Below are 22,341 nucleotides of genomic sequence, written 5' to 3'. Positions count from 1 at the left end.
GCTACAGGTCCGGGGCGATGGGCAGGTCGATGCTGCCGTCGAGGAATTTGGTCGGGCCGTTGCCGTTGGGGTTGATATCGAACTCGAAGATTTCCGTGGGCAGCCACAAGGTGGCGCAGGCATTCGGGATATCCACCACGCCGCTGATATGCCCCTGCACCGGCGCCGAGCCGAGCAGCGCGTAGCCCTGGGCAGGCGAGTAGCCAAACTTGGTCAGGTAGTTGATCGCATTCAGGCACGCCTGGCGGTAGGCGACATTGACGTCCAGGTAGTGCTGCTGGCCCTGCTCGTCCACCGAGATACCTTCGAAGATCAGGTAGTTTTTGTAGTTCGGCGTGATCGGGCTGGGCTTGAACACCGGGTTCTTGATGCCGTACTTGGCCATACCCCCCTTGATCAGCTCGACCTTCATATGCACCCAGCCGGCCATTTCGATGGCGCCGCAAAAGGTGATTTCGCCGTCGCCCTGGCTGAAGTGCAGGTCGCCTACCGACAGCCCGGCGCCGTTGACATAGACCGGGAAGAAAATCTTCGAACCCCGCGACAAATCCTTGATATCGCAGTTACCGCCGTGTTCGCGCGGCGGCACGGTGCGTGCGCCGGTGGCGGCCGCGTCGTCGCGGGCCTGGCCCTGCATCTTGCCCATGTGGGCGGTAGCGGCCAGCGGTGCATTCGCCAGTGGCGGTACGCGGGTGGGGTTGGTGTCGATCAGTTCCTGCTCGCGGCGGTTCCAGTCGGCGAGCATCACCGGGTCGGGCAGGCAGCCGATCAGGCCGGGATGGATCAGGCCGGCGAAATTCACCCCTGGGATATGCCGCGAGCTGGTGAACATGCCCTTGAAATCCCAAATGGCTTTTTGCGCGCTGGGGAAGTGATCGGTGAGGAAACCGCCGCCATTCTGGCGCGAGAAAAACCCGTTGAAGCCCCACTGGGAATCGGCCTTGGCGCCGATATCGAGCAAGTCCACCACCAGCAAGTCACCCGGCTCGGCGCCGTGCACACCCACCGGGCCCGACAGGTAATGCACGGTGGACAGGTCCACATCGCGCACATCACTGGCGTCGTCATTGTTCTTGATCGCGCCGGCGGTCCAGTCGTAGGTTTCGAGGATAAAGTCGTCGCCCGGCTTCACCCAGCAGGCCATCGGGATATCCGGGTGCCAGCGGTTATGGATCTGCTCGTTCTCGGTGACGGGTTGGTTGAGGTCGACTTTGATCAGCGTTTCGGTCATGGGCTGGCTCCTGGACGGATGACGTGGTGCGTTCGATCCAGTCTCGTGGAGCCAGGTAAAACGGGGAATACGTTGGATGACGTATAAATCTCGCAGGTGCAACACAAAACAAATGTGGGAGGGGGCTTGCCCCCGATAGCGCTGGGTCAGTCACGGTATAAGTGGCTGAACGACTGCTATCTGGGGCAAGCCCCCTCCCACATTTTGAGCGGTGTTACATCTAGACGGACAGGTAGCGGCTTATGGTCGCCTCATCCACCCGATCCCGGGTCTCTTCAATCACGAAGCGGCCCTTCTCGATCACCAGGAAGCGGTCGGCGATCTCCAGGGTGAACGACAACACCTGCTCGGACACCACGATGGTCAAGTCGCGCAGGTTGCGGATCTCTTTGAGCGTGCGCGCAATGTCCTTGATGATCGACGGCTGGATGCCCTCCGTCGGCTCATCGAGTAACAACACCTTGGGGTTGGTCGCCAACGCCCGGGCAATCGCCAGCTGCTGTTGCTGCCCGCCAGAGAGGTTGCCACCCTTGCGCGACTGCATGTCATAGAGCACCGGAAACAACGCATACAAGTCCTCCGGCACTTTGCCCCGCGCCGACGCGGGCAACCCGGTCTGGATATTCTCCAACACACTCATGCTCGGGAAAATCATGCGGCCCTGGGGCACATAGGCGATCCCGCGCGCTACCCGTTCGTGGGTTTCCAGCGCCGACACATTGTGCCCATCGACGCTGACCTGGCCTTTCCACTGCGGCAGGATGCCCATCAGGCTCTTGAACAAGGTGGTCTTGCCCATGCCATTGCGGCCCATTACCGCGACGATCTCGCGCTTGGCCACGTTCAGGTCCAGGTCGTGGAGGATCTGGCTCTGCCCATAGCCGCAGGACAACTGGTTGATCTTGAACATGCCGGACTCCTCAGTGGCCCAAATACACTTCGATGACTTTAGGGTTGCTTTGCACCGACTCCATGCTGCCCTCGGCCAGCACCTTGCCCTGGTGCAGCACCGTGACTTTGTGGGCGATGCTTTTGACGAACTCCATATCGTGCTCGATCACCAACACCGAACGGCCCTGGCTGATGCGGTTGAGCAGCTCGGCGGTTTGCGCGCGCTCGTTGACGCTCATGCCCGCCACCGGTTCATCGAGCATCAGCAACTCCGGGTCTTGCATCAACAGCATGCCGATTTCCAGCCACTGCTTCTGCCCGTGGGACAGCAGGTCGGCCTGTTGTTGCAGCAAGTCGCCGAGGAAGATCTCCCGTGCTACCTCCTCCACCCGCGCGATTACCTCGGCGTTGCGCTTGAAGAACAGCGCGCCCCATACCTTGCGCCCGGCCGGGTAGGACATCTCCAGGTTCTCGAACACCGTGAGGTTCTCGTAGATCGACGGGTTCTGGAATTTTCGCCCAACACCGGCGCGGACGATGTTGTACTCGCGCATTTTGGTCAGTTCCTTGCCGTCGAACTGGATGCTGCCGCTGGTGGCGCGGGTCTTGCCGCAGATCAGGTCGAGCACCGTGGTCTTGCCGGCGCCGTTGGGGCCGATGACCACGCGCACTTCATTGCGGTCGATATACAGATTGAGGTTGTCGACCGCCTTGAAGCCGTCGAACGATACGGTGAGGCCCTCGATGGCCAACACCGGTTTGTTCATTTCAAAGCCGACAGCGGTCATGGCTGGGTCTCCAGGATCTTGGTTTTCGCCTTGGCTTTCACCGGTGCTGCCGCTAGGGGCTTACGCCGTAACAGCTTCGCCAGCGCCTGGCGCCCGTGGCTTTCCCACAAACCGGCGAGGCCGTTGGGGAAATACATCACCACCGCGATAAACAGCCCGCCCATCAGGTACAGCCACAACTCGGGGAAGGACTCGGAAAAGTAGGTCTTGCCGTAGTTCACCAGCAGCGCGCCATACACCGCGCCCAGCAGCGACATACGCCCGCCCACCGCAGCGAAAATCACCATTTCGATCGACGGCACGATGCCCACGAACGACGGCGACATAAAGCCCACCTGCAAGGCAAACATGGCCCCGCCAATCGCGGAAAACGCCGCCGCCACGCAGAACACGAAGATCTTGAAGCTGGCCACGTCGTAGCCGGAAAACCGCACGCGCTCTTCCTTGTCGCGCATGGCCATCAACAGCCGACCGAGCTTGGACGCGAGGATGAAGCGGCCGATAAAGATGCACCCGAACAGCAAGCCGGCGTTGATGAAGTACAGGATCAGCTTGGCACTGTCGGTCCGCAGGTCCCAACCGAGCAGGGTCTTGAGGTCAGTGATGCCGTTGACCCCGCCGGTGAGGCCTTGCTGGCCGACAATCAGCACGGTGAGGATCAGCGCAATCGCCTGGGTCACGATGGAGAAATACACATCGCCCACGCGTCGCTTGAACAGCGCCATGCCGATGATAAACGCCAGCAACACCGGCACGGCGATCACTGCCACCAGGGTAAAGCTGAAACTGTGAAACGGCTGCCATAGCCACGGCAGTTCGGTGATCTGGTTCCAGTCCATGAAGTCCGGGATACCGGGGGTGGACTGGATCTTGGTGCTCTCCGGGTCCGAGGCCTCAAGCTTGAGGAACATCGCCATGCAGTAGCCGCCGACGCCAAAGAACACGCCCTGCCCCAGGCTGAGAATGCCGCCATAGCCCCAGCACAGCACCAGGCCGACCGCCACAAACGCGTAGGTCAGGTATTTGCCGACCATGTTCAAGCGGAATGCGTCCAGCGTGAGGGGGAACACCACAAGGATCAACAGCGCCAGCAGCACGATGCCGATCAGGTTTTGCTGGCCGCCCAGCAGCTTGTCTAAAGCCTTCATCCGCTCGCCTCTACTTGCGCACTTTGATGGAGAACAACCCTTGCGGGCGCAGCATCAGGATCAGAATCACCGACGACAAGGTAAGCACCTTGGCCATCGAGCCACTGAGGAAAAACTCCGACAACGATTGGGTCTGGGCGATCACGAACGCCGAGGCGATGGTGCCGAACAGGCTTTGCGCGCCGCCGAAGACCACTACCAGGAAGGTGTCGACGATGTACTGCGAGCCCGCCGTGGGGCCAGTGGAGCCGATGGTGGTGAACGCCGCGCCGGCCACACCGGCCACGCCGCAGCCAAGGGCGAAGGTCATGCGGTCGACCTTGCGGGTATTGATGCCCACTGCACGACTCATCAGGCGATTCTGCACCGTGGCGCGCACCTGCAGGCCCCAGCGCGAGCGGTAGAGCATCAGGAAGATCGCGCCAGTCAGCAGCAGGGTCAGGCCCATCATGAACAGGCCGTTGCGCGGGATTTCGATGGCGTCGGTGAAGTTCACCGAGCCCATCAGCCAGGCCGGCGGTTCGGCGCTGACTTCACGGGCGCCAAATACCGAGCGGAAGGTTTGCTGCATCACCAGGGACAGGCCCCAGGTGGCGAGCAAGGTGTCCAGCGGGCGCTTGTACAAACGGCTGATCATCGCCCACTCCACCAGCCAGCCGATGGCACCGGCGACCAGGAATGACAAGGCGATGGCGAAGAAGAAGTAATAGGGCTGGAAGCCCGGCGCGAAGTGCGCGGTAAGGCTGGAACACACGTAGGTGGTGTAGGCGCCGATGGTCAGGAACTCACCGTGGGCCATGTTGATCACGCCCATCTGGCCAAAGATGATCGCCAACCCCAATGCCATCAGCAACAGCACGCAGAACACGGACAAGCCGTTGAACCCCTGCATTGCCGCGATGGCTCCAAATTCCGATAGCCATTCCATGATGATGGTCTCCTACAGAGAGATGAAATGCAGGCTTCTGCTGTTGCCTTGCTTTTGCTTTATGTGGGAGGGGGCTTGCCCCCGATAGCGGTGGGCCAGTTAACGGATGCATTGCTGATGTACCGTCATCGGGGGCAAGCCCCCTCCCACATTTTGAAACTCAGTGTGCCCAGGGGTTATTGGTAACCCTTTGGAAACGGGTTCGGCTCGATCAGATCCGACTCGTAGATCACCTTGAACTGACCGTTGGGCAGCACTTCGCCGATCCGCGACTTGCTCCATAGGTGGTGGTTTTCGTGGATCTTCACGTAACCTTCCGGCGCGGTTTTCAGTTCGATGCCAGGGCTTGCCGCCACGACTTTATCCACGTCGAAACTGCCGGCCTTCTCCACCGCAGCTTTCCACAGCCAAGGACCGAGGTAGGCCGCCTGGGTCACGTCGCCGATCACTGCATCTTTGCCGTACTTGGCCTTGAATGCTTCGACGAAGGCTTTGTTGTTGGGGTTGTCCAGGCTCTGGAAGTACTTCATCGAGGCGTAGAAACCGGCCATGTTTTCGCCGCCGATGCCGAGCAATTCGTCTTCGGTCACCGACAAGGTCAGCAGGGTCTGCTTGGCCGAGTTCACACCGGCCGCGTTGAGTTGTTTGTAGAAGGCCACATTCGAGCCACCGACCACTGCCGCGAACACCACATCAGGCTTTTTCAGCTTGACCTTGTTGATCAGCGAGCCGAATTGGGTGTTGCCCAGCGGGTAGTAGTCTTCGCCGACGACCGTGCCATGCAGGACGTTTTCAATGTGCTTGCGCGCGATCTTCATCGAGGTACGCGGCCAGATGTAGTCGGAGCCGACCAGGTAGAAGGTTTTCGCGCCCTTGGTCTTGGCGATCCAGTCGAGGCTGGCGAGGATCTGCTGGGTCGCTTCCTGCCCGGTGTAGATCACGTTTTTCGACTGTTCCAGGCCTTCATAAAAGGTCGGGTAGTAAAGCAAACCATTTTCTTTTTCGAAGATCGGCAGCACGGCTTTGCGCGACGCCGAGGTCCAGCAGCCGAACACGGCGGCGACCTTGTCGTTGACCAGCAGCTTCTTGGCTTTTTCAGCGAAGGTTGGCCAGTCGGACGCGCCGTCTTCCTGGATCACCTTGATCTGCCGGCCGAGGATCCCGCCCGCAGCGTTGATCTGTTCGATGGCCAGGCGTTCGGCCTGGATCGAGCCGGTTTCGGAGATCGCCATGGTGCCGGTGGCCGAGTGCAACTGGCCGACGGTCACTTCTGTGGGGGTCACGGCCAGGCCTTCGTTATCGGCCAGCACGCCCTGGCTGAACAGCGCGGCCGCCAACAAGGACAAGGCCAACAGCGGTTTGGAGCGGATCAATCGTGGTTCCATGGGGCGACTCCTCTGCAATGAGGGGCTCAGCATGGCGGCAGTGGGCCAACGCGGGTATACGCAGCCTGACGTAACGGCGTACGTCATTTGACGTATGCCGTTGCGCACCATTTTCGCGCAGGATCGCGCTCCCCCAGACACTGGAGATCCAATGTGGGAGGGGGCTTGCCCCCGATGAGGGAGTGTCAGTTGATAAATGTTTAACTGACCCACCGCCATCGGGGGCAAGCCCCCTCCCACATTTGGATCCTCAGTGTGTTCAAGGGCATGGAACTTGCTCAGCCAACCTTGTCCTCTTCCGGAGTTCTCCACCGTGCACCCCACCCCCGGCACCCAGCGCATCGTCAAGATCCGCCGCGACTACAACACCTGGGTCGCCGACGAGACTATGGAAGACTACGCCCTGCGCTACACCCCCAAGTCGTTTCGCAAATGGTCGGAGCTGCGCATCGCCAACACCGCCCTCGGCGCGGTGTCGTTTCTCGCACTGGAGGCCATCGGCGGCGTGCTGGCCTTGAGTTACGGCTTTACCAACACCTTCTGGGCGATCCTCACCATCAGCCTGGTGATCTTCCTCACCGGCCTGCCCATCAGCTATTACGCGGCACGCTACGGCGTCGACATGGACCTGCTGACCCGAGGCGCCGGCTTCGGCTATATCGGCTCCACCATCACCTCGTTGATCTATGCCAGCTTCACCTTCCTGTTCTTCGCCCTGGAAGCGGCCATCATGGCCCTGGCCCTGGAGCTGTATTTCCATATCCCGCTGGCCATCGCCTATGTGATCTGCTCGCTGCTGGTGATCCCGCTGGTGGCCTATGGCGTGACCCTGATCAGCCGCCTGCAACTGTGGACACAACCGGTCTGGCTGCTGTTGCTGGTGTTGCCCTACGGCTTTGTGTGGTGGAAAAACCCGGACGCCTTCAGCGACTGGACCAGCTTTGTCGGGCGCAGCGGCGATGGCGGCGGCTTCAACCTGCTGGCGTTCTGCGCCGCTTGCACCGTGGCGCTGTCACTGGTGACGCAGATCGGCGAACAGGTCGACTACCTGCGCTTCCTGCCGGAAAAAACCGCTGCCAACCGCAAGCGCTGGTGGGCTGCCCTGCTCTGCGCCGGCCCGGGCTGGATCATTCCCGGCGCGCTGAAGATGTTCGCCGGTGCGTTCCTCGCGTTTCTCGCCCTGCAACATGAAATACCCATGGAGCGCGCAGCCGAGCCGACGCAGATGTACCTGGTCGCGTTCCGCTACGTGTTCAGCTCGCCGGAATGGGCCCTCGGCGCCATGGTGCTGTTTGTGTTCATCTCGCAGATGAAGATCAACCTCACCAACGCCTACGCAGGCTCCCTGGCCTGGTCGAACTTCTTCGCCCGCGTCACCCACAGCCACCCCGGCCGCGTGGTGTGGCTGGTGTTCAACGTGGCCATCGCGCTGATGCTGATGGAGCTGGGCGTGTTCGATGTGATCGACCAGGTGCTGGGGCTGTACGCCAACATCGCGATTGCCTGGATCGGCACATTGGTGGCCGACCTGGTGATCAACAAGCCATTGGGCCTGTCGCCCAGACACATCGAATTCAAGCGCGCGCATCTCTACGACATCAACCCGGTGGGCGTCGGCGCGATGCTGATTGCCTCGTTGCTGTCGATCCTCGCGCACTTCGGTTTGTTTGGCAGCCTGGCCCAGGCGGCGCCGCCCTTCGTGGCGCTGGGGACCGCGCTGGTGATGGCGCCGTTGCTGGCTTGGCTGACCAAAGGCAAGTACTACATCGCACGCACCAGCGACCTGCAGTTGATTCACCCGATAGCGCCTGCCACCCACGCCGTTTGCGGGCTGTGCAGCAACCCCTTCGAAACGGCGGACATGGCGTTCTGCCCGGCCTACAGCACGCCGATCTGCTCGCTGTGTTGTTCATTGGACGCGCGCTGCGGCGATCGCTGCAAACCCCATGCGCGCCTGGTCACCCAGTTCGAAGGCGTGTTGCGCTGGCTGCTGCCCAACACCTTGATGCCGCGCCTGCATACGCGTCTGGCCCACTACCTTGGATTGCTGCTGGTGCTGGAGTTGCTGCTCGCCAGTGCGCTGGCCTTGATCTACGTGCAGGCGGCCCAAGGGTTGCCGCACTCCGAGACCTTGTACCAGGCGTTTTTCAAGGCCTTCCTGACCCTCTCGGTACTGGCCGCCGTGCTCGCCTGGTGGGTGGTGCTGACCCGCGAAAGCCGCCGCGTGGCCCAGGAAGAATCGGACCGCCAGACCCTGTTGCTGATGCAGGAAATCGACGCCCACAGCCTCACCGACCAAGCCCTGCAACAGGCCAAGGAGGCCTCGGAAGCCGCCAACGCTGCCAAGAGCCGCTATGTCACCGGGCTGTCCCACGAACTGCGCACGCCACTCAATAGCATCCTCGGCTTCACCCAGATCCTGCAGCGCGACAACGCCATGCCCGAGCAGCACCAGGACGCCCTGGCGACCATCCTGCGCAGCGGCTCGCACTTGGTGTCGCTGATCGACGGTCTGCTGGATGTGGCCAAGATCGAGGCCGGCAAGCTGCGCCTGGAACTCACCGAAATTCCCTTCCCCGAATTGCTCCACGACCTCGAACAAATGTTCACGCCCCAGGCCCAGGACAAGGGCCTGCGCTTTCGCCTGGACTGCGCGGGCAAGATCCCGGCGGTGGTGCGCGGCGATGAAAAACGCGTGCGGCAGATCCTGATCAACCTGCTCGGCAACGCGGTGAATTTCACCGACAGCGGCGAGGTGTGCCTGCGGGTGAGCTACATGCGCGAGACCGCCAATTTCGAAATCATCGACACCGGCATCGGCATTGACCCGGGGCAGATCGAACGGATTTTCCAGCCCTTTGAGCGCGGCGACCTGATGCGCCAGGACAAGGGCGTGGGCCTGGGGTTGACCATCACGCGCATGCTGACCGCCTTGATGGGCGGCGAGTTACGCGTCACCAGCGAACTCGACAAAGGCACCTGCTTCCAGGTGCGCCTGTTCCTGTCCCAGGTGCGCGCACCGCAGGCGGTGGTACATGTGGAGCACGACATCATCGGCTACCAGGGCGCGCGCCGACGCATCCTGGTGGTGGATGACCATGTGGACCATCGCAAGGTGCTCAGCGGTATGCTCACGCCGCTGGGCTTTGAGGTGGTGCAGGCCAGCAATGGCCAGGATGCGATCCGCCAGGTCGCACTGCTGTCGCCGGATCTGATTCTGATGGACCTGTCGATGCCGACCCTGGACGGCTATGAAACCAGCCGCTTGATCCGCCGCAATGCGCTGTCCACGGCACCGATCATCGTGATTTCCGCCAACGCTTTTACCGACGACCGCGAACGCAGCATTGCCGCCGCCTGCAACGACTACCTGGCCAAGCCAGTGCGCACCCCGGAACTGCTCGGGCGCCTGCAACAACACCTGGACCTGCATTGGCTGCGCCGCACCAAGACCTTCACTGCGCCACCGCCGCCGAGCGTGCTGCCCAGCCCTGAGGACCTGGCCGAACTCGCCGAACTGAGTGCCATCGGCTATGTACGCGGCCTGCACGCCAAACTCGACACGATCCTTGAACAACGCCCCGACACCGCACCTTTCATCAGCAAGGTGCGCGGACTGCTCAAGGGTTTTCGCCTGGATGAACTCAACCGAACCCTTAAGGAGGCCGAAGATGAATGCACTCACCCGCAGCACTGAACCCGGCGTGGTGCTGATCGTCGATGACACACCGGACAACCTGGCCATGCTCTCCGACGCCCTCGACGACGCCGGCTACATGGTGTTGGTGGCCCTCGACGGCCTCAGCGCGCTCAACCGCGTGCAACGCCGCCGCCCGGACCTGATCCTGCTGGACGCGATGATGCCTGGCCTGGATGGCTTCGAAACCTGCCGCCGGCTCAAGGCGCAGCCGGCCAGCGCGGATATCCCGGTGGTGTTCATGACCGGGCTGACCGACAGCAAGCATGTGGTGCAGGGGTTCGAGGTGGGCGGCAGCGATTACGTGACCAAGCCGATCCAGACGGATGAGGTGCTGGCGCGGGTGGCGGCGCATTTGCGCACATCGCGGATTCTGTTATCGGCGCGGGCGGGGCAGCAGTCGAGTGTGCTGACCCTTGAAGATGCGCCGGCGCAACGGCTGCTGTCGGCCAGGTTCCAGTTGACCGAGCGCGAGGTGGAGGTGCTGCGCTGGGTGGCGTGTGGCAAGACCAATCGGGATATAGGGGACATTTTGGGGTTGAGCCCAAGGACGGTGAACAAGCATTTGGAGCATGTGTATGTGAAGTTGGGGGTGGAAACCCGAACAGCGGCCACGTCCGTCGCGTTGGCCGCCATCTGACCGCATGATGTATGGAGATCCAAATGTGGGAGGGGCGGTGGAATCGGTCGATTGAGCGTTGATTAAACCGGAACAATTGGCAGCGCACGTTTGTGCGCTGTCTTGCTGTAGGCGCCCTCGACAATTGCCCTCACCCGCTCGCTCACCGGCTCGCCCATCAAGTACGCGTCGATCTCCGCGTACGAGCAACCATAGGCATGCTCATCCAGTTTTCCCGGCACCAGCTCTTCCAGGTCGGCGGTGGGGTGCTTGTGCACCAGGTTGGCCGGCGCACCGAGGGCGCTGGCCAGCAGGCGTACCTGGGTCTTGGTCAGGCCCGACAGCGGGGCCAGGTCGCAGGCGCCGTCGCCGAATTTAGTGAAGAAACCCATCAGCGCTTCGGCGCCATGGTCGGTGCCGACCACCAGGCCACCGTGCAGGTTGGCCACGGCGTATTGCGCGAGCATGCGCGTGCGCGCCTTGACGTTGCCTTTGATGAAATCGACATGTGCGGCGCTGGCTTCGGTAGCGGTCAGGCTGGCCATCAGGCCGTCGACACTGGCGGCGATGTTGAGGCTGTCGATATGGTCCGGGGTGATGAAGTTCAGCGAGGCCTGCGCGTCAGCTTCATCCGCTTGAGTCTTGTACGGCAGGCGCATGGCGATAAAGCGCGCGGCATAGCCTTCGCTGCGCAATTGCTCGACCGCCAATTGGCACAGGCGGCCAGCCGTGAGGGAATCCACACCGCCACTGATGCCCAGAACCAGGGCCTTGCAGCCGGACTGCCGCAAGGTTCTCTTGATGAAGTCGATGCGCCGTTGAATCTCCTGGGGCTCGCCGCCCTCGACCAATGCGCGGTTGATATTCAGTTCCTGTGCGATACGGTCTTGAATCTGCATGTCACACCTCTTTGTTGCCTACATTGACCTGTGGGAGCGGGCTTGCTCGCGAAGACGGCGTGTCAGCCAACCGACTTAGTGCTGGCCCACCGCGTTCGGGAGCAAGCCCCCTCCCACAGAGAACACTTGCGCTGCGTACTGCAAAAACGACGGGTCTTCGCAGACGTTCTTGATCGGGTCATCCGAGAATTTGACCACCGGCTCACCGTGTACCCGCACCAGTTTCATCACGATGCTCAGCGGCTCCACGCCTTCCACATCGCAGGCCAGGCTGGTGCCCATGCCGAAACCAAACTTGGCCTTGCCACGCACGTGCCGCAGGATCGGCAGGCATTTTTCGAAGTTCAGGCCATCGGAGAACATCAGGTCCTTGGTCATCGGGTCGATGCCCAGTTGTTTGTAGCGGGCCAGCACTTTGTCGGCCCAGGCGATGGGGTCGCCGGAGTCCTGACGCAGGCCATCGTAGAGTTTGGCGAAGTACAGGTCGAAATCCTTGAGGAAAAAGTCGGTGCTGATGCAATCGGTCAGGGCGATACCCAGGCGACCCCGATATTCCCGCACCCAGTGTTCCAGCGCGGCGTTCTGGCTTTCGCGCAGGCGGCCCAGTTGCTGGTGCACCATCAGCCATTGGTGGGCCATGGTGCCGATCAGCGGCAAGTCGAATTCGTAGGCCAGGTGCGCGTTGCTGGTGCCGACGAACTGGCCGGGGAAGTCGCGGCGCATGATGTCCACCACTTCGCGTTGGGCCTTGAACGACAGGCGCCGGCGCGTTGAAAAGTCGGAAACGCGCAGGTCGGCCAGCTCGTCGCGGCTGAGGTTTTTCTCCAGCCAGTCGAACTTCTGGTAGAGCTTGCGGGTGACGTCCTCAAGCGTCACGTCGGGGTATTTTTCGCGGTTGCGCAACTCGCTGACCAAGGCCAGTACCGGCTGCTCGAACATGATGCAGTGCAGCATCGGGCCGACCACGCGGATGTTCAGTTGGCCGTCGACTTCACTGATGTGGATATAACGCAGGTTGAAGCGGAACAGGCCGAGGAAGCGCTCGTAATCAGGCGTCAGGTATTCGCGAAAACGCGGGTTGAACAGAAAGCGCAGCTCGCCTTCACGCATTTGCAGGCCGGCGAGTTTCTCCAACTCGGCACGCAACTCGGGGATCAGGTGAGTGAGTTTCTCCCGGGAGCGGACGATGAAGTTGTACTCCACATCCACGTTGGGGTACTGGTGCAACACCGCTTGCATCATGGTGAAGGTGTAGTAATCAGTATCGAGCAAGCCCTGGATCACCGGGGTTTCGTAGTCGTAGGCACTTTCCATGGTGGTTCTCCTTAACGCGTGGCCATCGCGGCCAGTTCTTCGCGGGTGCGGCTGATGGCGGCACCGGCCTTGTGCAACTCATTCACGGCCTGCACGCCGCCCTCCTCGCTGATACCCCGGCATGCCGGCAGGTGCAGCAGCACTTCCAGACCGGCCTTGAGCAGCTGTAACGCGGTGGTCTTGACGCAGTAATCCAGGGCCAGGCCGCCAACGATCACACGGGTTACGCCGTGGGCCTTGAGGTACTCGATGACGCCGGTGGAGAGTTTGTCGTGCAGGTCGTGGTAGCAGGCACCGTAGGGGTGCAAGTCGGGCTCGACGCCTTTCCAGATGAAGTAGTCGTAGTCATAGGGCGTGGGCAATTCGTCCAACAGCGTAAAACCTTCAGTGCCCGGCACGCAGTGGCTGACCCAGGTGACATCGGCATGGGCCAGACCGGTGGGTTGCAGCATCTCGCTGTGTTGCGTGACCACCCACGGTGCGTGCGGGGTGTGGGCATCCTTGCTGCCGACGCGATGGCCGGCGAGGCTGGCCATGTAGTTGAGTTCGGCGCCGATCTGGTCACCACCGGCCACCGGCAACTCGTTGGGGCACAGCGGCGTAAAGCTCTTCTGGGCATCGACGTCGAAAGAAGCAATGGCAGTTTTCGCAAGGGTCATGGTGGTTCTCCGGTGGCCTGGAAACAAAAGTACACGTCATGTACTTTCATTGCAAGAAACATTTGTTTATCTATGCTGAAGCCAGTACATGACATATTTGTTCGATCCGTTAGACTGTGCCCCACTGCTGTTCAGAAGGACGTCACATGCCCCTAAGCCCCTACCTCCATACTGTCGACTTGTGCGCACTGTTCTACTGTCGCGTCTCGGGCGAACTGAAACTGTTGCTGAATAAACGTGACGCTGAGCCGTTCGCCGGGCACTGGGCGCTGCCGGGCGTGGTGGTGAATGGCGACGTGCAAGATCTGAGCCTCAAGGATGCCGTGGAACGCTTGCGCGCCAGCAACAAGGTCGGCCTGCCCCTGGCCTGGAGCGAGCAAGTGGGCACGGTGGGTGATGCGTTTCGCGACCCACGTTGCTGGTCGTCGTCCACCTTTTACCTGGCGATCGTGGCAGACGAGGTGCGCCTGGGTGAGCATCAGGGTTGGTTTGCGCTGAAGGCGCTGGCGGATGGCAGTATCAAGTTGCCGTTCGACCACAACAGCATTGTGGCGGCGGTGCAGGAACGCCTGCTGTCCAAATCGCTGTACAGCAGTTTGCCGCTGTTGTTCCTGGGCGATGAATTCAGCGCGCCGGAAGCGACCACGATCTTTTCCCTGGTGCTGGAGCGGCCGGTGCTCAAGACCAGCATTCGCCAGCGGTTGTTGAAGCTGACTGAGGCGGGGTATTTGCGCGAGACCGGGCGCAAGAAGAACGGTGAAGGCGGCCGGCCCCAGGCGACCGTGCAGAACCTGAAGCCTGGAGCGGTGTATTTCTTTGATCGCAGTTTTGCCGAGTAGCCCTTATTCCAGGAAAAACAACGCCCCTCCCACATTTTTAATCAGTGATCGGCTTAGTTCATCCAGTTGCCGCCGTCGACGTTGTAGGTCTGGGCCACCACATAATCAGCCTCCTTCGAAGCCAGAAAGATCGCCATCCCGGTCAAATCCTCCGCCGTGCCCATCCGCCCAAAGGGCACCTCGGCCCCTACCCGCCTCTTCTTCTCGCCGGGCTGCAGGCCTTCGTGTTTGGCAAAAAGAGCATCCACCCCATCCCAATGCTCGCCATCCACCACGCCCGGCGCGATGGCATTCACGTTGATTCCCTGCTTGATCAGGTTCAGCCCCGCCGATTGCGTCAGGCTGATCACCGCCGCCTTGGTCGCGCAGTAGATCGCCACCAATGGCTCGCCGCGCCGCCCGGCCTGGCTGGCCATGTTGATGATCTTGCCGCCATGGCCCTGGCTGATCATCTGCCGCGCCGCCGCCTGCAGGGTGAACAGCGTGCCGGCGACGTTGATCGAGAACAGCCGCTCATAACTGTCGCGAGTGATATCGACAATCGGCGCCAGGTCGAACAGCGCGGCGTTGTTGACCAGGATATCCAGCTTGCCGGCATGAGCCACCACGGCGGCAATCGCGCTGTCGATAGAGGCCTGGTCGGTGACGTCCATCGCCACCGCGTAAGCCTGGGGGCCGAGTTCTGCCGCCGTGGCCTGGGCGCGTTGCAGGTTGATATCAGCGATGGCAACGCTGGCGCCTTCGGCGATATACGCCTGGGCAAACGCGCGACCGATACCGCGCGCCGATCCGGTGATCAGCGCGCTTTTACCTTCGAGTCGGTTCATGGAAAGGTCCTGTTCATTTAGGGTAGCCGGCGCGTTTCATTTCGCGCTCGGTGGTGGACTGGGCTTCACGCAACGCCTGATCAACCGTCATGCCGCCGGTGAGCGCCGCCGAGAACAGCTTGCCTACCGAGGTACCAATGGCCTGGAACTCAGGGATGGTCACGTACTGGATGCCCACATACGGCACGGGTTTGACCGACGGGTGTGCGGGGTCGGCGTGCTTCATCATTTCCAGGGTCACCTGGGCAAACGGTGCAGCCTCCAAGTACGCCGCGTTGTAGGTGGATTGGCGCGTGCCTGGCGGTACGTTGGTGATGCCTTCTTTATCGGCGACCAGTTGGATGTAGTCCTTGGAGGTCGCCCAGGTGATAAAGGCCTTGGCGGCGTCCTTGTGCTTGGAGGTGGCCGGGATCGCCAGGGACCAGGCGTACAGCCATGAGGAGCCCTTGTCCGTGACCTCGGTGGGGGCGGCGGCAAAGCCTACGCTGTCGGCGACCTTGCTCTGGGTTTTGTCGGTGGTGAAGGAGCCGGCGACACTGGCATCGACCCAGATCGCACATTTACCGCTATTGAACAGCGCCAGGGTTTCATTGAAACCGTTACTGGACACGCCCGGCGGGCCATATTGCTTGAGGGTGTTGACGTAGAAGTTGGCCGCTGCGGTCCACTCGGGGCTGGTCAGCTCGGGCTCCCACTGCTCATCGAACCAGCGCGCGCCAAAGGCGTTGGCCATGGTGCTCAGCAACGCGACGTTCTCACCCCAGCCGGCCTTGCCGCGCAGGCACATGCCGTACTGGCCCTTGTCCTTGGCGGTGAGTTTGGCGGCGAAATCGCCGAGTTGGCTCCAGGTCGGGTGCGCGGGCATGCTCAGGCCGGCCTGCTGGAACAAGTCGGTGCGGTAGTAGGTGACGGTGCTTTCGCCGTAGAACGGCAACGCATACAGGCTATTATTCACCGACAGGCCCTGGCGCACCGCCGGGAAGATGTCGTCGACGTCGTAGCCAGCCGGCAACTGGGTGAGCGGTTCCAGCCAGTGCTTGGCGCCCCATAACGGGGTTTCGTAAGTGCCGATGGTGAGCACATCAAACTGGCCGCCCTGAGTGGCGATATCGGTGGTGAGGCGCTGGCGCAGCACGTTTTCTTCCAGTACCACCCAGTTGAGCTTGATGTCCGGGTGCTGTGCTTCAAACACCTTGGACAGGCGCTGCATGCGGATCATGTCGCTGTTGTTGACCGTGGCGATGGTCACCGTGTCGGCAGCGTGGCTGGGCATGGCCAACGCCAGAGCGGACAGCAGGAACAATGCGTGAGGAAGCTTGAGCATGGCGGTTTCCACCTGTTGTTTTTGTTGTTGAGCGCCGATTACAGCAGCTTGGTCAGGGCCTCACAAACGAACGGCGCATGCTCGACCGATACTTTTTTAACCGCGGCCCCAGGAGCAAAAAAGTATCAGTGCCGGGCGGAACCGGGGGTAGCGCCGGCCTACCCGAGACGCGTATTTTGGCGTGACCCACTGTACAAGAGGCAGCCTCAATGCCCGTCGACCGCGCCACCCTGTTCGAGCATCGCCCCGCCGAGCTGGAGGTGATCCTGCCGGAACCGGACCACTGCTTTCGCTGGTTCGAACACGACTATCCGTTTGATCTGGCGCGCTGGAACCACCACCCCGAATTCGAAATCCACCTGATCCGCCAGGGCAGCGGCAAATTGGTGGCGGGCGACTATATCGGCGCGTTTAGTGCCGGGCATGTCGCGCTGATCGGCCCCGACCTGCCCCACGACTGGATCGGCGAACTGGCCCCCGGCGAATACCTCGCCGGTCGCGATGTGGTGCTGCAATTCGACGGCGCCGCCCTGCTCGCCCTGCGCAAGACCCTGCCGGAGCTCGGCGATTTGCACGCGTTGTTCGAACAGGCACGACGTGGCCTGGAGTTCAGCGGCGAAACGGCTGTGCAGGCGGCGCGCCTGATGGAAGCCATCGGCAGCGCCCACGGCCTGCAGCGGCTGATCCTGTTCCTGCAACTGCTGGACACCCTGAAAAACGCCACACCGCCGCAGGTAAAAGCGCTGGCCAGCCCCTGCTACGCACCGACCCTGGATGCACGCAGCGCCGAACGCATTAACAAGGCCTTCGACTACTTGATGCGCGAACTCACCGGCGACGTGCGCCTGTCGGTGATCGCGCAACAGTTGGACATGAGCGAACCGGGCTTCTCACGCTTCTTCAAGCGCAACACCGGCCACGGGTTTATCGACCTGATGCGCAAGTTCCGCGTGCAGCGCGCCTGCCGCTTGTTATTGCAAAGCGAGATGTCGGTGGCGGATATCTGTTTTGAAGTGGGCTACGCCAACCTGTCCAATTTCAACCGGCATTTTCGCATCGAGATGAACCAGACGCCCAGCGAGTATCGTCGGGAAACGGCGATGCACCTGTTCAAGCGCATCGAGAAAATGACACCCAGTCAATTTTGACCAAAAGGTCGACTAATCGCCGTTTTTTCTATTCTGTTCAACCCCTTGAACAAAGTTGGTACGCCACGTGCAAACGTTTGCGAAACGAACTTGGTAGCCAAGTTCACTGTTACCCGAAGAATCGGGTTCAAACCGCGTACGAATAGGGATTTTCAATGCACTCCACCTCAAGGCCTCGCATTTGCTTTGGTGTTTCCTTGCTACTGGCCGCCGTTACGGGAGTACTCAGTGCACCCATTTTGGCGCAGCAAAAGCCTGCCGATGACTCAGCTCAGGGCGAAACGCTTAGCCCTGAAACCAAGCCCCCTGAAGCCAACCCCGGGAAAAAAGGCGTGTACCTGTCAGACTGGTTCAACCAGGACCTGACGTTGATCGGCAGCAAAGACATCAGCTTCGGCCCCAAACCCGCCGATGACGTGTACCTGGAGTACGAATACTTCGGCCGCAAGGGTCCGTTCGAACTGTACGGCTACATCGACGTGCCCAAGATCCTCGGCATCGGCAACAGTAATGACAAAGGCGTGTGGGACCATGGTTCGCCGCTGTTCATGGAGCATGAGCCGCGTATTTCCATCGACTACCTGGCCGGTCGCAGCCTGGCCATCGGCCCCTTCAAGGAATGGTATGTGGCGTTTGACTGGATCTACGACCACGGCAGCAACCAGGCCAACCGCGCCAACACCCTGTACAGCGGCTTCGGCACCGATATCGACACCCACTCGCGGGTCAACCTGTCGGCCAACTTCTACGGGCGCTACCAGTGGGAAAACTACGGCGCCAGCAATGAATACTCATGGGACGGCTACCGCGCGCAAATGAAGTACATCGTGCCCATCAGCAGCTTCGACAATGGCGCCTCGCTGACCTATATCGGCTTCACCAACCACGATTTCGGCTCAAGCCTGCACAAGGACAACCCGGCACGCACCGCCAACTCCACGGTGGCCACCAACGTGCTGCTGTACTCGTTTACCCACCTGCGCTTCACCCTGGTCGGCCGTTACTTTCATAACGGCGGCAACTGGGAGGATGGCAGTGAGTTGAACTTCGGCGAGGGCAACTTCCGCGCCCGTTCCGACGGCTGGGGTTACTACGCCGGCGTGGGCTACCAATTCTGATCAAGGAGTATGAGATGAAAACGTTTACCCGTGTCTCACTGGCCGTGGGCCTGGCCCTGCTGCCCCACGTAGTGCTGGCGGATACTCCAGCGCCGATCAAGCCCAAGGTGATGCTGATCACCATGTTCGCCCCCGAGGCGCAAACCTGGATCGACCGCCTGGAGCTCAAGCAGGAAGTGCGCGTGCCGGGCCTGTCCGCCGACTACCCGGTGATCCGTTGCAACACCCAGGATGTGTGCCTGCTGGTCACCGGCATGGGCCAGACCAATGCCGCCGCGTCCACCCTGGCCCTGGCGTTGTCGCCCAAGTTCGACCTGCGCCAAAGCTACTTCCTGATCGCCGGGATTGCCGGTATCAGCCCCAAGCACGGCACCATCGGTACTGCCGCCTGGGCCCATTACCTGGTGGAATTCGGCACCCAGTGGGAGCTGGATTCGCGCGACGCGCCCAAGGATTGGCCGACCGGCTATATCGGCATCAACACCAAGGGGCCCAACGAGAAACCGCCGCTGGACTACAAGACCGAAGTGTTCGAGCTGAACCCCAAGCTGCAAGCCAAGGCGTTTGCCTTGTCGCAGACAGTCGAGCTGACGGAAAGCAAGGAGTCCAGCGCCTGGCGCAAACACTACCCGGCCGCACCGGCCAACCAGCCGCCGCAAGTCACCCGCTGCGACACCCTGGCGGGCAATACCTGGTTCTCCGGCACGCGCCTGAGCGAGCGCGCCGAAGTCTGGACCAAGCTGCTCACGGACAACAAAGGCGAATATTGCACCACCCAGCAGGAAGACAACTCCACCTACGAGGCGCTGCTGCGCGCCAGCCGTGAAGGCCTGGTGGACATCCAGCGCCTGGCCGTGGTGCGCGCCGGTTCCGATTTCGACCGGCCGTACCCCGGCTACAGCGAAGTCGACAACCTGCTCAAATACGCCGACCAGGGCGGTTTTGTACCGGCGCTGGAGAACCTGTACCGCACGGGGAACCCGCTGGTACAGGCGATTCTCAAGAACTGGTCGGCCTGGGAAAAAGGCGTTCCAGAAGCCTAGTGAAGATCAAATGTGGGAGGGGGCGTGTTCCCGATGCGGTATATCAGTCAGCCCATCTGTAACTGATCCACCGCCATCGGGAGCAAGCCCCCTCCTACATTAGAGATGTGTCAGGGCAGGAAAATGATCTTGTCCGCACTGCCCTGATTCACTTCTTCAAAGCACTGCACGCCATCGGCCAGCGCCACTGCGCGCAGGCCGGTGGGCAGCGGCAGCAAGCCTTCATCAAAGAAGCGGCCGAACTGCTCCAGCATGACCGCGCACTGCTCGCAGTTGTAAAGCAACGAATTGATCCCCACCACCGAGCCGCCCTTGCGGTACAGGGCCAGGGCCGGCAATTGCACGTGGCCGTCCACCGGTGCGGCAATGATCGCGATACGACCGAACGGCGCCAGGCCGGCCACGGCCGCGGGGAGCCAGAACCCGGTGGTATCGAAGATCACATCGGCACCGCCCTTGAATACTGCATTCACCTGCGCGCCGAGTTCTTCCGGCGCGGCCAGGGCAATCGCGTCGAAACCCTGCGCCTGCAGCACCTCGACCTGATCCGCCCGGCGTACCGCCGCCAGCACCTCAGCGCCGCGAATTTTCGCCAAGGCCAACGTCGCGCTGCCTACGGCGCCATTGGCGCCAATCACCAGCAACCGCGTGCCTTTGCCCACACCGCTGCGCTCCAGCGCGTCCCAGGCGGTGGTGTACGGCACGCCGAGGCTGGCGGCTTGGGCGAAACTCAGGTGGCTGGGTTTATGCGCCACGCCCTTGGCCGACACGGTGAGGTACTGCGCGTGGGAGCCGTCGGCGAAAAACCCCAGGTCGCGCCCGGTGCCCCAGACTTCCTGGCCCACCAGCGCCTGCGGGCCCTGCACCACCACCCCGGCAAAGTCCCGGCCGGGAATGCGCGGCAAGGTGGTATAGGGGAAGCGGCCGAGCAGGTTTTTTACGTCGCTGGGGTTGAGGCCTGCGGCCTTGATCTGTACCAGCACCTCATTGGCCGCCGGCACTGGGGTGGCGACGTCGACGAAACGCAGGGCATTGAGGTCGCCGGTGGCGGAAAATTGCAGGGCTTTCATGGGCAGTATCCATCGAAGGGAAAGAAGATCACGACAACCAACCACTGACCAGCTGCCGCCCCATGGGCCACAGCTTCTCGCCCAGCAACATGCCCATCAGGCCCACCAGGGCGATAGCCGGCGGCGCGGGCGAGCGGAAATCCAGGGCGCCATAGATCACGCCGACAAACAGGCCGATGGCCAGGGAGATCAGATAATTCATGGGGTGGGCGCCTGATTGATTGATGCGCTCAGTGTAGGAAGCCCGACCCTGAAGCATCGGCCAAGTGCTTCAGGATTTCGGCCAACCCACATACTGCGACGGCGCCATCCCCAGTTCGCGACGGAACATGTCGCTGAAACTGCTCGGCGAGTAGCCCAGGGAGCGCGCAATGGCGCTGATCGGTTCGCCTTGGATCAACTCTGCCACCGCCGTGGCCAGTTGCACCTGCCGGCGCCATTCGGCGAAGCCCATGCCCAGATGGTTCTGGAACAACCGCGCCAAGGTGCGCACGCTGGCACCCGCCGCTTCGGCATGCTGCTCGAACGGGATCTCCAGCGACGGCGCGGCCATCACCGCCTGGCACGCGTTGATCAGGCGCCGGTCGGCCGCCACCGGCATGCCGATGCGGATCTGCGAGCGGCGCGCTCGTTGCAGTTCCAGCAATGCCAGGCCGACCACAGCGTCGTAGTACGCCGCGTCGCCGCTGTCGCCCTGCTCCACCAGCGTCACGATCAGCTCGCGCAGCAACCCACCGACCTCAATGACTTGCACCTGGCTGTCCAGCGTCGCCGCCAGCGCCGGGCGCAGGTAGATATTGCGCATCTGCAAATCCGACACCACGCGAATTCCATGCTCCACCCCCGGCGGCAGCCACACCGCTCGCTGGGGTGGCACCACCAGGGCTTCGCGGGGTGTTTCGACCCACATCACACCGCTCATCGCATAGAGCAACTGGCCCCAGTCATGGCTGTGGGGCTCCACATACAAGCCACGCGGGTAGGTACGCGCGAGCGGTTGTACGGGGACGGCGTGATCACTGAGGTCAGGGGGCGCAGCCAGGGCCATGGGGTGCACATCAGGCAAGGGTGAGCCACCATGGTAATGACGACCGTCCGACAATCCGAGTGAATTTTTGCCGCCCAGGGGGATCACTAGCTTTAGACCACCAGGATCGATGGGCCAATGAATAACGCAAAACTGTTCGTGATCGACTACACCCTACAGGGCGAACCCAAGTCGTTCATCATCCGCCTGGAGAAGCTCGACGCTGCTGAAGCCTGGCATTGGGCAAGCTGCGACGCCGGCGTGGGCCGTATCGGCCGTTTCGCCCGTGAACAGGTGAAGAAGACCAGCCAGGAACAGGCCGAAAGGTACGGCATTACCAACGTGCAATGGCGTCGCTCGGATGCGCGCGCCCAAGCTTGATCAAG

21 protein-coding genes are annotated in these 22,341 nt (G+C 61.7%); 7 read left to right on the top strand and 14 right to left on the bottom strand.

Annotated elements, in window-relative coordinates; all coding sequences use genetic code 11:
- Nucleotide 1 precedes the first annotated feature (1 nt).
- The 6 genes from fmdA to urtA all read right to left on the bottom strand — a co-directional run bounded on the left by fmdA (nucleotide 2) and on the right by urtA (nucleotide 6,371).
- Nucleotides 2-1,231, bottom strand: coding sequence for a formamidase (gene fmdA, locus CXQ82_RS11725; protein ID WP_101269030.1), 1,230 nt, complete (start codon nucleotides 1,229-1,231; stop codon nucleotides 2-4).
- A 220-nt stretch (nucleotides 1,232-1,451) separates the two neighbouring features.
- Entirely contained in the window at nucleotides 1,452-2,141 is a 690-nt protein-coding gene (gene urtE / locus CXQ82_RS11720) for an urea ABC transporter ATP-binding subunit UrtE (protein ID WP_101269028.1), read from the bottom strand.
- A gap of 10 nt (nucleotides 2,142-2,151) precedes the next feature.
- On the bottom strand, nucleotides 2,152-2,910 hold the full coding sequence (gene urtD, locus CXQ82_RS11715; protein ID WP_101269026.1) for an urea ABC transporter ATP-binding protein UrtD: 759 nt from the start codon (nucleotides 2,908-2,910) through the stop codon (nucleotides 2,152-2,154).
- The gene (gene urtC, locus CXQ82_RS11710) at nucleotides 2,907-4,058 is read right to left on the bottom strand and encodes an urea ABC transporter permease subunit UrtC (RefSeq protein ID WP_101269024.1); all 1,152 of its coding nucleotides are present in this window, start codon (nucleotides 4,056-4,058) and stop codon (nucleotides 2,907-2,909) included. Before urtC ends, urtD begins: the two co-directional genes overlap by 4 nt.
- 10 nt (nucleotides 4,059-4,068) lie before the next feature.
- Nucleotides 4,069-4,986, bottom strand: coding sequence for an urea ABC transporter permease subunit UrtB (urtB, locus tag CXQ82_RS11705; RefSeq protein WP_177409899.1), 918 nt, complete (start codon nucleotides 4,984-4,986; stop codon nucleotides 4,069-4,071).
- Nucleotides 4,987-5,162: 176 nt separating this feature from the next.
- Nucleotides 5,163-6,371 carry an urea ABC transporter substrate-binding protein gene (gene urtA, locus CXQ82_RS11700; RefSeq protein ID WP_101269020.1) on the bottom strand — a complete coding sequence of 403 codons (1,209 nt, stop codon included), beginning with the start codon at nucleotides 6,369-6,371 and terminating at the stop codon, nucleotides 5,163-5,165.
- A gap of 313 nt (nucleotides 6,372-6,684) precedes the next feature.
- Between urtA and CXQ82_RS11695 the strand changes: the two genes are divergently transcribed.
- The gene (locus tag CXQ82_RS11695; protein WP_101269018.1) at nucleotides 6,685-10,068 is read left to right on the top strand and encodes an ATP-binding protein; all 3,384 of its coding nucleotides are present in this window, start codon (nucleotides 6,685-6,687) and stop codon (nucleotides 10,066-10,068) included.
- Nucleotides 10,043-10,708, top strand: a complete 666-nt coding sequence (locus tag CXQ82_RS11690) for a response regulator (RefSeq protein WP_101269016.1) — start codon at nucleotides 10,043-10,045, stop codon at nucleotides 10,706-10,708. The genes CXQ82_RS11695 and CXQ82_RS11690 overlap by 26 nt, the downstream gene beginning before the upstream one ends.
- 62 nt (nucleotides 10,709-10,770) lie before the next feature.
- Here CXQ82_RS11690 and nadE read toward each other — a convergent pair whose 3' ends face one another.
- The 3 genes from nadE to CXQ82_RS11675 all read right to left on the bottom strand — a co-directional run bounded on the left by nadE (nucleotide 10,771) and on the right by CXQ82_RS11675 (nucleotide 13,559).
- On the bottom strand, nucleotides 10,771-11,586 hold the full coding sequence (gene nadE, locus CXQ82_RS11685) for an ammonia-dependent NAD(+) synthetase (RefSeq protein WP_101269013.1): 816 nt from the start codon (nucleotides 11,584-11,586) through the stop codon (nucleotides 10,771-10,773).
- A 75-nt stretch (nucleotides 11,587-11,661) separates the two neighbouring features.
- Nucleotides 11,662-12,900 (bottom strand): nicotinate phosphoribosyltransferase, encoded by a 1,239-nt coding sequence (pncB, locus tag CXQ82_RS11680; protein ID WP_101269011.1) that lies wholly within the window; start codon nucleotides 12,898-12,900, stop codon nucleotides 11,662-11,664.
- An 11-nt stretch (nucleotides 12,901-12,911) separates the two neighbouring features.
- Nucleotides 12,912-13,559: a nicotinamidase gene (locus tag CXQ82_RS11675; RefSeq protein WP_101269009.1), complete on the bottom strand. Its 648-nt coding sequence runs from the start codon at nucleotides 13,557-13,559 to the stop codon at nucleotides 12,912-12,914.
- Nucleotides 13,560-13,705: 146 nt separating this feature from the next.
- Here CXQ82_RS11675 and CXQ82_RS11670 point away from each other — a divergent pair, with 146 nt between their 5' ends.
- Nucleotides 13,706-14,398 carry an NUDIX hydrolase gene (locus tag CXQ82_RS11670; RefSeq protein ID WP_101269007.1) on the top strand — a complete coding sequence of 231 codons (693 nt, stop codon included), beginning with the start codon at nucleotides 13,706-13,708 and terminating at the stop codon, nucleotides 14,396-14,398.
- Between the two features lie 53 nt (nucleotides 14,399-14,451).
- On the opposite strand, the gene CXQ82_RS11665 is transcribed toward CXQ82_RS11670, so the two are convergent.
- Nucleotides 14,452-15,225 (bottom strand): L-iditol 2-dehydrogenase, encoded by a 774-nt coding sequence (locus CXQ82_RS11665; RefSeq protein WP_101269005.1) that lies wholly within the window; start codon nucleotides 15,223-15,225, stop codon nucleotides 14,452-14,454.
- Nucleotides 15,226-15,238: 13 nt separating this feature from the next.
- A complete protein-coding gene (locus CXQ82_RS11660) occupies nucleotides 15,239-16,549 on the bottom strand; it encodes a sugar ABC transporter substrate-binding protein (protein ID WP_101269002.1) in 1,311 nt (436 codons plus the stop codon).
- A gap of 209 nt (nucleotides 16,550-16,758) precedes the next feature.
- Between CXQ82_RS11660 and CXQ82_RS11655 the strand changes: the two genes are divergently transcribed.
- From CXQ82_RS11655 to CXQ82_RS11645, 3 genes are all read left to right on the top strand, one after another.
- Complete coding sequence (locus CXQ82_RS11655) at nucleotides 16,759-17,697, top strand: AraC family transcriptional regulator (RefSeq protein ID WP_101269000.1); 939 nt, start codon at nucleotides 16,759-16,761, stop codon at nucleotides 17,695-17,697.
- 155 nt (nucleotides 17,698-17,852) lie between these two features.
- Nucleotides 17,853-18,815, top strand: coding sequence for a nucleoside-specific channel-forming protein Tsx (locus CXQ82_RS11650; RefSeq protein ID WP_101268997.1), 963 nt, complete (start codon nucleotides 17,853-17,855; stop codon nucleotides 18,813-18,815).
- Between the two features lie 14 nt (nucleotides 18,816-18,829).
- Entirely contained in the window at nucleotides 18,830-19,858 is a 1,029-nt protein-coding gene (locus tag CXQ82_RS11645; RefSeq protein WP_101268994.1) for a purine nucleoside permease, read from the top strand.
- Nucleotides 19,859-19,968: 110 nt separating this feature from the next.
- On the opposite strand, the gene CXQ82_RS11640 is transcribed toward CXQ82_RS11645, so the two are convergent.
- From CXQ82_RS11640 to CXQ82_RS11630, 3 genes are all read right to left on the bottom strand, one after another.
- Nucleotides 19,969-20,928: a zinc-binding alcohol dehydrogenase family protein gene (locus tag CXQ82_RS11640; protein WP_101268992.1), complete on the bottom strand. Its 960-nt coding sequence runs from the start codon at nucleotides 20,926-20,928 to the stop codon at nucleotides 19,969-19,971.
- Between the two features lie 28 nt (nucleotides 20,929-20,956).
- Nucleotides 20,957-21,130 (bottom strand): DUF1427 family protein, encoded by a 174-nt coding sequence (locus tag CXQ82_RS11635; RefSeq protein WP_010564275.1) that lies wholly within the window; start codon nucleotides 21,128-21,130, stop codon nucleotides 20,957-20,959.
- A 69-nt stretch (nucleotides 21,131-21,199) separates the two neighbouring features.
- Complete coding sequence (locus CXQ82_RS11630) at nucleotides 21,200-21,976, bottom strand: helix-turn-helix transcriptional regulator (RefSeq protein ID WP_101268990.1); 777 nt, start codon at nucleotides 21,974-21,976, stop codon at nucleotides 21,200-21,202.
- 117 nt (nucleotides 21,977-22,093) lie between these two features.
- Here CXQ82_RS11630 and CXQ82_RS11625 point away from each other — a divergent pair, with 117 nt between their 5' ends.
- Nucleotides 22,094-22,336, top strand: coding sequence for a DUF6555 family protein (locus CXQ82_RS11625; protein WP_101268988.1), 243 nt, complete (start codon nucleotides 22,094-22,096; stop codon nucleotides 22,334-22,336).
- Nucleotides 22,337-22,341: the final 5 nt, after the last annotated feature.

The sequence above is a fragment of the Pseudomonas sp. S09G 359 genome (assembly GCF_002843605.1).
Lineage (GTDB): Bacteria > Pseudomonadota > Gammaproteobacteria > Pseudomonadales > Pseudomonadaceae > Aquipseudomonas.
This window is presented reverse-complemented; position numbering and strand designations above follow the sequence as displayed.